This is a genomic window from Lysobacter sp. M15 (genome assembly GCF_022662515.1).
In the GTDB taxonomy this organism is placed as follows: domain Bacteria; phylum Pseudomonadota; class Gammaproteobacteria; order Xanthomonadales; family Xanthomonadaceae; genus JAKPBU01.
Genome location: NZ_JAKPBV010000001.1, coordinates 124,138 through 136,541, shown reverse-complemented (window position 1 = coordinate 136,541; position 12,404 = coordinate 124,138). Strand labels below are relative to the sequence as shown.

The window sequence follows — 12,404 nt, the reverse complement described above, 5'->3', positions numbered from 1 at the left end:
GACCCGCGTGAAAGACGGGGTGCAGCCTCGTGCGCGTAAAATGAATAGCTCAGTCTAGCGGAAGCCGTCCCTCGCATGTCCTCGCAAGCGATCCCCGAGCCAGGGTTCGATTTCGCCGCCAGCGGGCGCCGCGTGTTCGAGATCGAAACCCAGGGCTTGCAGGCCGTATCGGCGCGCATCGACGGGGCGTTTTCGGCTGCCTGCGAGTTGCTGCTGGCCTGCCGCGGGCGCGTGGTCTGCACCGGCATGGGCAAGTCGGGCCATATCGCGCGCAAGATCGCGGCGACCCTGGCCTCTACCGGCACCCCGGCCTTTTACATGCATCCGGGCGAAGCCGGGCACGGAGACCTGGGTATGGTCACCGATACCGACGTGCTGCTGGCACTGTCGTACTCGGGCGAAAACGACGAGCTGCTGATGCTGCTGCCGGTCCTGCGCCGCCAGGGCAACCGCGTGATCGCGATGACCGGCCGCCCCGCCTCGGCGCTCGCGCGCGAGGCCGACGTGCATCTGGACGTCAGCGTGCCTGCCGAGGCCTGCCCGCTGGACCTGGCCCCGACCGCCAGCACCACCGCATCGCTGGCGCTGGGCGATGCGCTCGCGGTGACGCTGCTGGAGGCGCGCGGCTTCACCGCCGATGATTTCGCCCGATCGCATCCGGCCGGCGCGCTCGGGCGGCGCCTGCTGCTGCATATCACCGACGTGATGCATAGCGGCGACGCGGTTCCGCGCGTCGCCTCGGACACCAGCCTGAGCGATGCGCTGGTGGAGATGAGCCGCAAGCGCCTGGGCATGACCGCGGTGGTCGATGCCGACGGCCGACTGCTCGGTCTGTACACGGACGGCGACCTGCGCCGCACGCTTGACGACCGCAGCGTGGACCTGCGCACGACCCGCATCGACGATGTCATGACCCGCGCGCCCAAGACGATCGCCTCCGACGCGCTGGCGGTCGAAGCCGCACGGATGATGGAGGCACACCAGATCAACGCCTTGCTGGTGCTGGACGACCAGCGCCGGGTGGTGGGCGCGCTCAACATCCACGATCTGCTGCGCGCGCGGGTGGTGTGACTGCGGCGCGTCCCTGCTCCGCGATTGATGCTCGGTAAAGGCAGGTTGCCCGGTTTCCTGTCATTCTGGCCCTGCTTCGATCTGCAGCTGTCCGGCACTGTGCAGGCGTGTCGCGCCACGATCCCGAACCAACCTCGAATCGATCCACAATCCAGAATCCCGTGCGCTATTCCCACACCAGCGATTACCCGTCCGACATCCTCGCGCGCGCCGCGAAGGTGAAGCTCGCATGCTTCGACGTGGACGGCACCCTGACCGACGGGCGCCTGATCTACGACGGCGAAGGGCGGGAATTCAAGGCCTTCCATGCGACCGACGGACTGGGCCTGAAGCTGCTGCAGTCGGCGGGAATCGCGGTGGCGTTCATCACCGCACGCCGCAGCCCGGTGGCCGAACTCAGGGCGAAGGAACTGGGCGTGGCCTCGCACACGTTCGTCCACGACAAGCTGGCCAAGGTGCGCGAGATCGCCGGCGCGATGGGCATCGGCCTGGACCAGGTGGCTTTCATGGGCGATGACCTGGCCGATCTGTCCGCGCTCACGGCCGCCGGGCTGGCGGTGGCACCGGCCAATGCGCATGCGTGGACCCGCGAACGCGTGCATTGGCGCACCGTCGCGCACGGCGGCGCAGGCGCGGCACGCGAACTGTGCGACCTGATCCTGGCGGCGCAGGGGCATGTCGACGCGCTGATCGAACAGGCCACGCAGGGCAGCGGCCTGCTCGACGCCGCCCTGAAACATGGGGCGCAGGCATGAGTCCGCGCATGATCCTGGGCGTTGTGCTGCTGATCGCCGCGGCGCTGTCGGGCTGGTCGCTTTGGCGCGATCGCGTCGTGGAGGAACAAGCGCACGCGGCGTCCGGACGCTCGGGTTACGTGCTGCACGACTTCGAACTGATCGCGCTCGACAACTCGGGCAAGGAATCGTTCACCTTGCGCGCGCCGCTGCTGCAGCAGACTCCGGGGGCTAAGACGATGGATCTCACGACGCCGCTGTTCCTGCTGCCCGACAAGCAGGGCGGCTACTGGGAGGTGCGCTCGAAGACCGGCTGGGTCAGCGACAATCGCGAGGAAATCCGCCTGCGCGGTAACGTCGAGGCCCGGAGCCCCGAAGGGGACGCACGGCCGGTCAACATGAAGACCGAGCAACTGAACGTATTCCCGGATGCGAACCGCGCCACGTCCGCCAGCGCCGTGACCATCACCCAGCCCGGCTCTATACTGCGCGGCCGTGGCCTGGAAGCCGATCTGGCCGACAAGCGCTACACACTCCTTTCGCAGGTGCGTTCCCGCTATGTTCGATCGAACCGCTAATTTTCTGGCGATGGCGCTCGTCGCCGTCCTGGGCGGGCTGGTCGCAACCGACGCCGCCGCGAAGACCTCCGACCGTGGCCAGCCGATGGATATCGACGCCGGCCGCCAGGAAGGCACGCTCGACGACCGCTCGCCCACGATCCTGTCCGAAGGCGTGACCATCCGCCAGGGCAGCCTCGACATCCGTTCGGACCGTGCCGAGATCTCGCTGTCGAAGAACGGCAATCCGCAGCGCGCCGTGCTCACCGGGGGGCCGGTGGTGCTCAAGCAGCAGATGGACGACGGCACGCCGATGACCGCGCGCGCCAGCAAGGTCGACTACAACCTGCAGACCGAAATCGTGGTGTTCACCGGCAACGTGTCCATCGAACAGCCGCGCGGCACCATGAGCGGCGAGCGCGTGGTCTACAACCTCAAGACCGGACAGGTGAACAGCGGCGGCGAGGGCGCGGGACGGGTCAAGATGCGGATCCAGCCGAAGTCGCAGGGACAGGGCTGATGCTGGTCGCGCAGGGCCTGCGCAAACGCTACCGCTCGCGCGAGGTCGTCAAGGATTTCGGCCTGACCCTGGACGCCGGCGAAGTGGTCGGCCTGCTCGGCCCCAATGGCGCCGGCAAGACCACCTGCTTCTACATGATCGTTGGCCTGGTGCCGGCGGACGCCGGCAGCATCACCCTGGACGGGCGCGACATCACCGCCGACCCGATGTACAGCCGGGCCAAGCTCGGCGTCGGCTATCTGCCACAGGAGCCTTCGGTCTTCCGCAAGCTCAGCGTGGCCGACAATCTGCGCCTGGTCCTGGAGCTGCGCAGCGACCTGGACAAGGCAGGCGCCGAGCGCGAACTGGCCGGCTTGATGGACGAACTCCAGGTCGCGCACGTCGCCGACCAGATCGGCGCCAGCCTCTCCGGTGGCGAGCGCCGCCGGGTGGAAATCGCGCGCGCCTTGGCGGCGCGGCCCAGGTTGATGCTGCTGGACGAGCCCTTCGCCGGCGTCGACCCGATTTCGGTCGGCGAGATCCAGCGGATCGTGGGCCACCTCAAGGCCCGCGGCATCGGGGTGCTGATCACCGACCACAACGTGCGCGAAACCCTTGGCATCTGCGACCGTGCGTATATCCTGAGCGAAGGCAGCGTGCTCGCGCAGGGAGCTCCGGACGCGTTGCTGGCCAATCCCGACGTGCGGCGCGTATACCTGGGCGAGTCGTTCCGCCTGTAGCGGTTCGCGGCCGACGTCCTCCCCTGGGGCCGTTGTCGTACGCGAATGAAAGCCAGACTGCAGACATCGCTGGGCCAGCATCTGGTGCTGACGCCCCAGCTTCGCCAGGCGATCCACCTGCTGCAGCTGTCGACCCTGGAACTGGAAGCCGAGATCGCCGAAGCGGTCGAGTCCAATCCGCTGCTCGACTGGTCCGAACCCGAGCCAATCCAGGTCGGTGGTGAAGACCACCCGGAACAGGAGCGCGAGGTGGAGAGCGTTCCGGACCAGGCCGAGCCCTGGGACCGTCTGGGCGAGCCCTGGGAAGAGCGACGCGGCCCGGCGATGGACGGCGACGACAGCGAGGGCGATCCCGCCGAACGGGTGGCCGAGAGCGAGAGCCTGCGCGACCACCTGCTGTGGCAGCTGCACCTCACCCATCTGTCGCCGCGCGACCGCCGCATCGGCGCCGCGCTGATCGACGCGCTAGACGACGACGGCTATCTGCGCGAAACGCCCGCAGCCATTGCCGAGAGCCTGGCACCCGACCTCACCGTGGACGAGGCCCAGGTGCTGGTCGTGCTGCACCAGATCCAGCGGCTCGACCCGGCCGGCGTCGGCGCCCGCGATCTGGGGGAATGCCTGCAGCTGCAGCTGGCGGCCTTGCCGGAGGCGACTATCGGCCGCGAGCTCGCCCTGCGGATCGCTGCCGGGCAGATCGAGCGCCTGCCCAAGCTGGGGATCGACGCGCTGGCGCGCGAGCTGCACTGCAGCCCGGACGCGGCAACCGCCGCGCTGCACCTGTTGCGCACGCTCGACCCCCGCCCGGGCGCCCAGGTCGGGGCCTTGCCTCCGGACACCTACATCACCCCGGACTGCGTGATCTGGCGTCAGCAGGGCGTATGGCGGGTCGCCCTGGCCGCGAACCACCGACCGAGGCCGGTGATCCACCGCGGCTATGAGCAGATGCTCAACGACGGCAGCGCCGGTACCCATGCGGCCTACCTGCGTGGACACCTGCAGGAGGCGCGCTGGCTGCTGAAGAACATCGAAGCCCGCGGCGAGACCCTGCTCAAGGTAGTGCGCTGCCTGGTGCGCGAGCAATCCGGATTCCTGGAATTCGGCGCCCAGGCGCTGCGCCCGCTCACCCTGCGCGAAGTCGCCGCCGCGGTCGGATTGCACGAATCCACCGTTTCGCGCGCGATCTCGCGCAAATACGTGCGCACACCACGCGGCACCCTGCCCTTGCGTGGCTTCTTCGCCTCGGGCATCGACACCGAGGGCGGCGGTGAAGCCTCCAGCACCGCGATCCAGGCCATGATCCGGCGCCTGATCGATGCGGAGAATCCCCGAAAACCGCTTTCCGACGCGCGCCTGGCCGAAACGCTCAAGGCCACCGGCGTGCCGGTGGCGCGGCGCACCGTGGCAAAATACCGCGAAGCCATGAACATTCCCTCGTCGCATGATCGGGTTCGCCTGGAGTGATCACAGTACCGGTTGCCCAGCCTGCGCAACGTTTTTTTCACTCCGACCGGTCCGCCGACGCGCCATGCTTCAGACACAGCCCCTCGCCCATCCGGGCCCGGGCACCCGCAGGAGGAATGCGATGCGCATCGAAACCCATGGCCAGCAGATCGAAGTCACCCCGGCACTGCGCGATTACGTCGAAAGCAAGCTTTCGCGGCTGGGCCGACACTACGAGCATCCCTTGGAGGTGCGCACACTGCTGACCATGGACAAGCCGAATCACCGGGCCGAGGCGACGATCAGCATTTCCGGCAAGGCCCTGCACGCCGATGCCAGCGCCATCGACATGTACGCGGCGATCGACCTGCTCGCCGACAAGCTCGACCGGCTGCTGATGAAGCACAAGGAAAAGTTGACCACCAGCCGCCAGCGCGCCGCCGGCGTCGCGCGCGACTTCGGCTGACCTGCAGGTCAGGGCCTGTCCCTAGCATGCCGCTTTCCGATCTGCTGTCTGCCGACCGCATCGGCCTGCTGGCCGAGCCTGGAGACCGTGACACGGTGCTTGACGCCGCGGCACGCCTGCTCGCGGACGCATCGCCGACCCACACTTCGATCATCGCCGACGCGCTGCGCCAGCGCGAACGCCTGGGCAGTACCGCGATCGGACACGGCGTGGCCATTCCGCATGGCCGCAGCGGCGCCTACGACGACGTACGGGCGGCTTTTCTGCGCCTGGGTCGCCCGGTGGAGTTCGCCGCCGGCGACGACCAGCCGGTGGACCTCGTCTTCGCCATGGCCGTGCCCGAGCATTTCACCCAGCAGCACCTGCAATGGCTGGCGGAACTGGCCGAGCGCTTCGCCGATGCCGGGTTCCGCGCCGCGCTGCGCGCCGCACCGGATACCGACACGCTGCGCGCCCTGCTGCTGTCGCGGCCTGCCGCCGCAGCGTGATGACCCAGAGCATCAGCGCCCAGACCCTGTTCGACCAGCTCGGCGAGCGCCTCGGACTTCGCTGGCTGGCCGGACTGCGCGGTGCGGAGCGAGTGCTCGAATCGGTCGATACCGTGGCCCGCCGGCCCTCGCTGGCCGGATATCTCAATGCGATCTATCCCAACAAGGTTCAGATCCTGGGTACCGAGGAACTGGCCTGGCTCGACGGGCTGGATTCGCGCCAGCGCTGGGAAACGATCGAACGGATCATGCAGTTCCGGCCACTCGCACTGGTGGTGAGCAAGGACCAGGCCTGTCCCGAAGACCTGCGCATCGCCGCCGAGGAATCCGATACCCCGCTGTGGCGCTCGCCGCGCCGCGGGCACGAGTTGCTCAACCACCTGCAATACCACCTGGCACGCACCCTCGCGCCGCGGGTCACGCTGCACGGCGTGTTCATGGAGATCTATTCGATCGGCGTGCTGATCACCGGCGAATCGGGCTCGGGCAAGAGCGAACTGGCGCTGGAACTGGTGACCCGCGGACACCGCCTGGTCGCCGATGACGCCCCGGAGTTCACCCAGATTGCACCCGACGTGCTCGACGGCACCTGCCCGGAGATGCTGCAGGACATGCTCGAGCTGCGCGGCCTGGGCGTGCTCAACATCCGCCAGATGTTCGGCGACACTGCGGTGAAACGGAACAAGTACCTGCGCCTGATCGTGCACCTCACCCGGCCGCACCTGGAGCCCAAGCCCGCCGGGATCGAACGCCTGACCGGCGACCTGGGCACGCGCCACGTGCTCGACCTCGACGTGCCCCTGATCACCCTGCCGGTGATGCCCGGCCGCAACCTGGCGGTGCTCACAGAAGCGGCGACGCGCATGCACATCCTCCGCGCGAAGGGCGTCGACCCGGCAGCGGCCTTCATGGCCCGGCACAGCCATTTCCTGGAACGTTCGACGTGAGCGGCAACGGCACTTCGACCCTGGTCGTGGTCAGCGGCATGTCCGGGTCGGGCAAGACGGTCGCGCTCAACACCCTCGAGGACCTGGACTTCTACTGCGTCGACAACCTGCCGGCGGAACTGCTGCCCGACTTCATCCGCACTGCGACCCATCCGGACCGGGCTTCGCAGAAGCTGGCGGTGGGCATCGACGTGCGCAGCCGCGGGGACCTGGCCAACCTGCCGAAGTCGCTCGCCAGAGTCGGTGCACTGGGCCTGGATCCGCGGCTGGTGTTCTTCGACACCAACGACGACGTGCTGCTCAAGCGTTATGCCGACACGCGTCGGCGCCATCCGCTCAGTCACCTGGGATTGGCGCTGGCCGACGCGATCTCGCTCGAGCGCAAGGTGCTCAAGTCGCTGCGCGCGATCGCCGACGTGGTCATCGACACCAGCGCGCTCAACGTGCACCAGCTGCGGCGTGAAGTGATCACCGGATTCGGCCTGGTCGACGACAGCACCCTGTCGCTGCTGTTCGAATCCTTCGCCTACCGGCGCGGCGTGCCGGCCGATGCCGACTTCGTGTTCGACGCCCGGGTCCTGCCCAACCCGCACTGGGATCCGCAGCTGCGTCCGCTATCGGGTCGCGATGCCGACGTGCGCGACTTCCTCGACGCCCAGGAGGATGTCGCCGAGTATGTGCGACACGTCTCCGATTTCCTCGATGCGTGGCTGCCCAAGCTCAAATCGAGCACCCGGAGCTACGCCACCATCGCCTTCGGCTGCACAGGCGGACGCCACCGTTCGGTGTATCTGGCCGAAAAGCTGGCGGAATTCGCGCGCGCGCGCGGCTGGCCCGAAGTGGCCGTGCATCACCGCGAACTCGATTGACGCAACACGTCGCCCCGGCGAACCCCGGGCCGCACCTGCGACACAGGGCACGCGCAACTTACGCAATTTTTCTGTTGCGATAGCGTTCGCTTTCCATCCACGCGCTTAGTCTCCTGTTGGATCAACCGCCCGGTTGTCATCGCAACAAAGGAGAGTTTTCGCATGAACATGAGAGGATCCACCGGCCTTCGGCTGGCCCTGCCGCTGCTGGCGTTGCTCGCACTCGCCGGCTGCAACAAGCCGGCCGACGATGCCGCCCCGGCGCCGGAAACGATGGAACCGGAGGCCGCGCCGGCCGATACCGCCCCGCCGCCGGAAACCGCCCCTCCCAGCGACACCACGACACCACCTCCCAGCGACGGCACCGATCCTGGCACCAGCAACGAAGCACCGATGCCGCCCCCGGCCGACGCTACCGGCGAGCCGGAAACGCCGCCCGAGAGTCCCGAGGCCAACCCCAGCACGCCTCCGAGCCAGTAAGCCACGCAGGCGTCCCTGCCTGCATCGTGCGGGCAGGCGCCATGTCGCACCCCGCGCTGCGGACCGCACCACGGTCCGCAGCGTTTTTCTTTGGACGCTTCCGGGGCGTCACCCGGCTCTGCTAAGTTGCTGGCATGGCCGTTGGCGTTCTCCTCCTGACCCACGAAGGGCTCGGCACCGCACTGCTGGCGGTGGCCACGCGCCTGTTGCGGCAATTGCCGCTGAAGACCGAGGCGTTCGAGCTGCCGTTCGATGCCGACCCCGACCTGTTGCTACCCCAGGCCAGCAGCGCACTGCGCCGCGTCGACAGCGGCGACGGCGTGCTGGTGCTCACCGATCTGTACGGCGCCTCGCCCAGCAACCTGGCGGCCAAACTCGCCCGCATCGGCACGCCCGTACGGCGCGTGTCGGCGGTGAACCTGCCGATGCTGCTGCGGGTGATGAACTACGCCGAACTCGGCCTGGAAGAATTGCCTGCAGTGGCCGCGGCCGGCGCGCGCAACGGAGTCATCCATGGCGACGCCTAGGGACCGCAACGATGCTTGAACGCGAGTTCATCGTGAGCAACCGCCTGGGGCTGCATGCACGCGCGACCGCCAAACTGGTGCAGGCGCTGTCGTCGTTCCGGTGCAATGCCACGCTCTCGGCCAAGGGACGCGAGGTCAACGCCAAGAGCATCATGGGGGTGATGCTGCTGGCCGCCGGGGCCGGGACCCCGGTGCTGCTGCGGGTGGACGGCGAGGACGAAGCTGCTGCCGCAGCAGCGGTCGCCGCGCTGTTCGACCGCCGTTTCGACGAGGACGGCTGATGAGGCTCGAGCTGCAGGGACATGGGGCCTCGCGCGGGGCGGCGCTGGGCCGCGCGCGCGTGCGCCAGCCGCATGCGCTCGACGTCGCCGAAGAGCTCATCGACGACGTCGACGCCGAGATCGCGCGCCTGCATGCGGCGATCGCCGACGTGCGCGGCGAAATGCGCTCGCTGCGCGACCGCCTGCACGGCGCGCTGGCACACGAAGTCGGCGAATTCCTCGATCTGCACGCCCTGCTCCTCGACGATCCCGAGCTCCTCCAGGGCCTGGACGAGCTGATCAGGAAGGGCCGCTACTCGGCCGACTATGCCCTGCGCCTGCAGCGCGATCGCATCGCCGCCGTGTTCGAAGGCATGGACGATGCCTATCTGCGCAGCCGGATCGACGACATCGACCAGGTCATCGGCCGTATCCATGCCGCCTTGCACAGCCACGACGCCGAACTTCAGGGTGTCGCCGGCGAGATCCTGATCGTCAACGACGTGGCGCCGGCGGAACTGGCGCACCTGCAGTCGCAGGGGGTCATGGCCGTGGTCACCGCCGCCGGCAGCGCGCTCTCGCACAGCGCGATCCTGGCGCGCAGCCTGCACCTGCCGCTGATCGTCGGTGCGGCCGACGCGCTGCTGAAGATCAACGACGGCGATGTCCTGGCAGTGGACGGCGGCAGCGGCCTGATCGTGCGCGAACCCGGGCCTGCCGACCTGCGCGCGCACCGCGCACGGCTGAAGGAGCAGGCACGCGAGCGTCGCCAGCTCAACCGCCTGCGACGCGAACCCTCGCGCACCCTCGATGGCGTCGACATCAAGCTGTATGCCAACGCCGAATCCCTGGTCGACGTGGCCGAGGCCCACGCGTTGGGGTCGGCCGGAGTGGGTCTGTACCGTACCGAATTCCTGTTCCTCAAACGCAACGAGCTGCCCGACGAGGAAGAGCAATTCCGTGCCTATCGCGACCTGGTGCTGGGCATGACCGGTCGCACCGTCACCATCCGCACACTGGATCTGGGTGCCGACAAGGCGGACGGTACCGGCCTGGCGCTGCGGGACGAACCCAATCCCGCGCTCGGCCTGAGAGGCGTGCGTCTGTCGCTGTCGCGGGCGGACCTGTTCGAAACCCAGCTGCGCGCCATGGTCCGCGCGTCCGGCTATGGTCCGGTGCGGATCCTGCTGCCCATGATCAGCACGCGCGAGGAAATCCTCGCGGTCCGCGCCCTGCTCAAGCGCGTGACCCGCGACCTGCGCAGCCAGGGGCACGAGATCGCCGAGTCCATCCCGCTGGGGGCGATGATCGAGGTGCCCGCCGCCGCGATCGCGCTGTCGGGCTTCATCGGCGACATCGATTTCATTTCCATCGGCACCAACGACCTGGTGCAGTACCTGCTGGCGGCCGACCGCAACAACGAGGCACTGGGCGCGCTGTACACGCCGTTGCATCCGGCCATGCTGCGCCTGCTGCACGACGTGATCCGCACCGCGCGGCGACGCGGCAAACCAGCGGCAGTGTGCGGCGAGATGGCAGGCGACGCGACGCTCGTGCCCATCCTGCTGGCGCTGGGCCTGGACGAACTGAGCCTGCATCCGGCAACACTGCTGGAGGTGCGACGCGCCATCCGCGCCTGCGATCACTCCGCGCTTCGCGCGCGGGTAGCCCCGTTGCTGCGCGCACGCAACCGGGACGCGATCGAAAAGTGGCTGAAGTCCAACGGTCCGGCAATGCCTCTGGTCTAGCGCGCCGCGGGCCGGGCGCGACCCGCTCACCACGACCCTTGCTGTCTGCCCCATCGGCACGAGGCGTGGTCGAGCTCGCACGATCCGCCATGCAGGGTGGGCATTCCGCGCAGCAGGGGCGATAATGCGCGCATGAACGCCTGACCCTGTCGCGCCCTCTGTCGTTGCGACGCGACCATGCTTCTTTGAATCCTGGAAGCCCTCCATGGCCGAAGCCGTCCGCCACGACAAGACCGCGCGCCAGCTGCGTCTGCTTTCCGACGCGCTGGACAGCGGGCGTCTCGGACCCGTGCGGCGGCACGTCAACACGCTGTCTCCCGCAGAGATCGGCAACCTGCTCGAATCGCTGCCGCCGGGCAAACGCGAGATCGTGTGGGGACTGGTCGATCCGGAGGACGACGGCGAGGTCCTGGTCCACGTCGGCGACGAGGTGCGCGAAAGCCTGATCGCGGACATGGACCCCGACGAGCTGGTCGCCGCGGTCGAGGACCTCGACATCGACGATCTCGCCGACCTGGTCGAGGATCTGCCCGATACGGTCATCGACGAAGTCCTCAAGTCGATGGACCGCGAGAACCGCGAGCGCCTGGAACAGGTGTTGTCCTACGACGAGGACACCGCCGGCCGCCTGATGAACCCCGACGTGGTCACGGTGCGCGCCGACACCACCGTCGACGTGGTGCTGCGCTACCTGCGCCTGCGCGGCGAGCTGCCCGAGCACACCGACCACCTGTACGTGGTCAACCGCCGTCACCAGCTGATGGGCTGGGTGGCGATCCAGGACCTGGTGACGAGCGACCCGAGCACGCCGATCAACAAGCTGATCGACGAGGAACTCGAGTCGATCCATGTCGACGAATCCAACGAGAACGTCGCCCGCGAATTCTCCGACAACGACTGGGTCTCGGCGCCGGTGGTGGACGAAGGCAATGTGCTGCTCGGCCGCATCACCATCGACGACGTGGTCGACATCATCCGCGAACAGGCCGAACACCAGGCGCTGGGCGCGGCCGGCCTGAACGAGGACGAGGACCTGTTCAGCCCGGTGCCGCGCGCGGCCAAGCGACGCGCGATCTGGCTGGGCATCAACCTGGCGACGGCGTTCCTGGCCTCGTGGGTGATCGGCCGGTTCGAGGGCACTCTCGAGCGGATCGTGGCGCTGGCGGTACTGATGCCGATCGTGGCCAGCATGGGCGGCGTGGCCGGCACCCAGACGCTGACCCTGATGGTGCGCGGCCTGGCCCTGGGCCAGGTGGCGCGCGGCAACCTGCGTCCGATCCTGCGCAAGGAAGTGCTGGTCGGCCTGCTCAACGGCGTGGTCTGGGCGGTGGTGGTCGGCATCGTTGCCGCGCTGTGGTTCCAGGACGCCCCGCTCGGGATGGTGATCGCCGCGGCGATGGTGATCAACCTGGCCGTAGCCGCGCTGGCCGGCGTGCTGGTACCGCTTACCCTAAAGCGCATGGACATCGACCCGGCCCTCGCCGGGGGCGTGGTCCTGACTACGGTGACCGACGTGGTCGGCTTCCTGAGCTTCCTTGGCCTGGCGACCCTGATCCTGTTGCGTTGATGTTCGAC

General features: G+C 68.4%; 15 protein-coding genes. All 15 read left to right on the top strand.

Annotation, left to right across the window (positions count from 1 at the left end):
* The first annotated feature begins 75 nt into the window (after positions 1-75).
* The 15 genes from MC380_RS00595 (at position 76) to mgtE (ending at position 12,396) form a co-directional block, all read left to right on the top strand.
* Positions 76-1,071: a KpsF/GutQ family sugar-phosphate isomerase gene (locus MC380_RS00595; protein ID WP_242104600.1), complete on the top strand. Its 996-nt coding sequence runs from the start codon at positions 76-78 to the stop codon at positions 1,069-1,071.
* A gap of 161 nt (positions 1,072-1,232) precedes the next feature.
* Complete coding sequence (locus MC380_RS00590) at positions 1,233-1,826, top strand: HAD hydrolase family protein (RefSeq protein WP_242162425.1); 594 nt, start codon at positions 1,233-1,235, stop codon at positions 1,824-1,826.
* 8 nt (positions 1,827-1,834) lie between these two features.
* Positions 1,835-2,383 (top strand): LPS export ABC transporter periplasmic protein LptC, encoded by a 549-nt coding sequence (gene lptC / locus MC380_RS00585; RefSeq protein ID WP_242104602.1) that lies wholly within the window; start codon positions 1,835-1,837, stop codon positions 2,381-2,383.
* 10 nt (positions 2,384-2,393) lie between these two features.
* Positions 2,394-2,882, top strand: a complete 489-nt coding sequence (gene lptA, locus MC380_RS00580; RefSeq protein WP_242162423.1) for a lipopolysaccharide transport periplasmic protein LptA — start codon at positions 2,394-2,396, stop codon at positions 2,880-2,882.
* Positions 2,882-3,601, top strand: a complete 720-nt coding sequence (gene lptB, locus MC380_RS00575) for an LPS export ABC transporter ATP-binding protein (protein WP_242104604.1) — start codon at positions 2,882-2,884, stop codon at positions 3,599-3,601. Before lptA ends, lptB begins: the two co-directional genes overlap by 1 nt.
* Positions 3,602-3,646: 45 nt before the next feature.
* Positions 3,647-5,065 (top strand): RNA polymerase factor sigma-54, encoded by a 1,419-nt coding sequence (locus MC380_RS00570; protein ID WP_242104605.1) that lies wholly within the window; start codon positions 3,647-3,649, stop codon positions 5,063-5,065.
* Positions 5,066-5,186: 121 nt separating this feature from the next.
* On the top strand, positions 5,187-5,510 hold the full coding sequence (gene raiA, locus MC380_RS00565) for a ribosome-associated translation inhibitor RaiA (protein ID WP_242104606.1): 324 nt from the start codon (positions 5,187-5,189) through the stop codon (positions 5,508-5,510).
* Between the two features lie 26 nt (positions 5,511-5,536).
* A complete protein-coding gene (locus MC380_RS00560; protein ID WP_242104607.1) occupies positions 5,537-5,998 on the top strand; it encodes a PTS sugar transporter subunit IIA in 462 nt (153 codons plus the stop codon).
* The gene (gene hprK / locus MC380_RS00555) at positions 5,998-6,945 is read left to right on the top strand and encodes an HPr(Ser) kinase/phosphatase (protein ID WP_242104608.1); all 948 of its coding nucleotides are present in this window, start codon (positions 5,998-6,000) and stop codon (positions 6,943-6,945) included. Before MC380_RS00560 ends, hprK begins: the two co-directional genes overlap by 1 nt.
* Positions 6,942-7,814 (top strand): RNase adapter RapZ, encoded by an 873-nt coding sequence (gene rapZ, locus MC380_RS00550; RefSeq protein ID WP_343223508.1) that lies wholly within the window; start codon positions 6,942-6,944, stop codon positions 7,812-7,814. Before hprK ends, rapZ begins: the two co-directional genes overlap by 4 nt.
* Before the next feature lie 162 nt (positions 7,815-7,976).
* Positions 7,977-8,294 carry a hypothetical protein gene (locus MC380_RS00545; protein ID WP_242162420.1) on the top strand — a complete coding sequence of 106 codons (318 nt, stop codon included), beginning with the start codon at positions 7,977-7,979 and terminating at the stop codon, positions 8,292-8,294.
* A gap of 134 nt (positions 8,295-8,428) precedes the next feature.
* Entirely contained in the window at positions 8,429-8,821 is a 393-nt protein-coding gene (locus tag MC380_RS00540; RefSeq protein WP_242104610.1) for a PTS sugar transporter subunit IIA, read from the top strand.
* Positions 8,822-8,832: 11 nt separating this feature from the next.
* Entirely contained in the window at positions 8,833-9,102 is a 270-nt protein-coding gene (locus MC380_RS00535) for an HPr family phosphocarrier protein (protein WP_242104611.1), read from the top strand.
* Positions 9,102-10,829, top strand: coding sequence for a phosphoenolpyruvate--protein phosphotransferase (gene ptsP, locus MC380_RS00530; protein WP_242104612.1), 1,728 nt, complete (start codon positions 9,102-9,104; stop codon positions 10,827-10,829). Before MC380_RS00535 ends, ptsP begins: the two co-directional genes overlap by 1 nt.
* 205 nt (positions 10,830-11,034) lie before the next feature.
* Positions 11,035-12,396: a magnesium transporter gene (gene mgtE, locus MC380_RS00525; RefSeq protein ID WP_242104613.1), complete on the top strand. Its 1,362-nt coding sequence runs from the start codon at positions 11,035-11,037 to the stop codon at positions 12,394-12,396.
* The last annotated feature ends 8 nt before the right edge of the window (positions 12,397-12,404 follow it).